The organism is Polaromonas sp. P1_G2 (assembly GCF_056405515.1).
Window position 1 is genome coordinate 1 of the sequence record NZ_JBFUBY010000497.1, and the last position, 1,391, is coordinate 1,391.

Below are 1,391 nucleotides of genomic sequence, written 5' to 3' on the forward strand. Positions count from 1 at the left end.
GGCTATGCGCCCTTGCACGCGGCCATGGCGTTTCGCGGCGCGCAACTGCAGCGCGTCCCACTCGATCACGAAGGCTTGCGCGTCGACCGCCTGCCGCCGCAGGCCAGGGTCATCTGCGTCACGCCCTCGCACCAGTTCCCGGTCGGTACCGCGATGTCCCTGGCCCGCCGCTCCCAACTGCTTGAACATGCGCGGCAACACCAGGCCGTCGTGATCGAGGACGACTACGACGGCGAATTCCGCTTCGGCGGCCGCCCGCTCGATGCCCTCCATTCGCTCGACGACCGGGGCCTGGTGTTTTATGTCGGCACTTTTTCGAAGGTGATGTTCCCTGCCCTGCGCGTCGGCTTCGTGGTGGCGCCGTCCTGGGCGCACGAGCGGCTCGCTGCGGCGCTGCTCGCTACCCAGGGCGCGCCGCCTTTGCTGACCCAGCTGGTATTGGCCGCGTTTATCCGCGAAGGGCATCTCGCACGGCATGTGCGGCGCATGCAGCGCATCTATGCCGGGCGGCGCGACACCCTGCTACAGGCCATCGAGCAGCATGCGGAAGGCCTCCTGATACCGCTGCCGTCGGCGGCCGGGCTGCACGTGAGCGCGATGCTCGCACCGCAGTTCGAAGCGTATGAGACGGCGAGGATGGCAACCGAGGCGGGGATAGCGGTTGAGGCGCTGGACCGCTCCGGCCAGCGGCGGCTGCGCTACAACGGCCTGACCTTCGGGCTGGGCCTGATCGGCGATGACGAGGTGGCTGCGGGGGTGCGGGCGCTGGTGATGCTATTGGGTAAGCCCGCCCTGCCCCAGGCGTCCTAATCCCCTTCCCGCCCTGCCAGGCCCGCAATGTTTTCCGTCCATCGCAAGGCTGAGCGGCACCATTTCTGCACCGTCGGGACCAGCGCTTCGCGCTCGGCGATGCAACCCACCCTCAGCCCGTAAATCCCGGGATCATCGGCCGCGTAGGTATAGAGAGGCGAGCCGCATCGCGGGCAAAAGGCCTGGGCCCGCCTTGCACCGTTGTCGCCGGTTTTGACATAGATTCTGGGCTCGCCCGCGACGAGCTGGAATGACCCCTCTCTTGCGGGCACGGAGACCCGGTAAGCGGAACCCGTGAGCTTCTGGCAATCCGTGCAATGGCAGATCGCCGTCTCTTCGGGGGCCACTTCGGCTTCGTAGCGAATGTCCCCGCAATGGCAACTTCCGTGAACCTGCATGGCTGCTCCGGCCTGACGCCCAAAAAAAAGCCCGGATGGTCCGGGCCGGAAATTTCTCATTCCAAATGAGAGTGCGATCGGATCAAATCGCCAGCCCAATATAGCGAGCACCCGGATCGCGGCATGTAGGAAAAAACCGCATTCAAAAAAAAGCGAGATGGCCAGTCACCAACGAGGGTGGCC

Annotated in this window: 2 protein-coding genes; one reads left to right on the forward strand and one right to left on the reverse strand. The window is 65.5% G+C overall.

What is annotated here, in order from left to right; all coding sequences use genetic code 11:
* Positions 1–810, forward strand: an 810-nt coding sequence (locus AC1D0P_RS25615) for an aminotransferase-like domain-containing protein (protein WP_477679303.1), incomplete at its 5' end; no start/stop codon positions are given.
* Here AC1D0P_RS25615 and AC1D0P_RS25620 read toward each other — a convergent pair.
* Entirely contained in the window at positions 807–1,208 is a 402-nt protein-coding gene (locus AC1D0P_RS25620; RefSeq protein ID WP_477679304.1) for a GFA family protein, read from the reverse strand. The two genes, AC1D0P_RS25615 and AC1D0P_RS25620, sit on opposite strands and share 4 nt — an antisense overlap.
* Positions 1,209–1,391: the final 183 nt, after the last annotated feature.

Bases quoted from the DNA above. Each gene is read 5' to 3' on its own strand.
- AC1D0P_RS25620 (WP_477679304.1), bottom strand. From the start codon at position 1,208: ATGCAGGTTCACGGAAGTTGCCATTGCGGGGACATTCGCTACGAAGCC.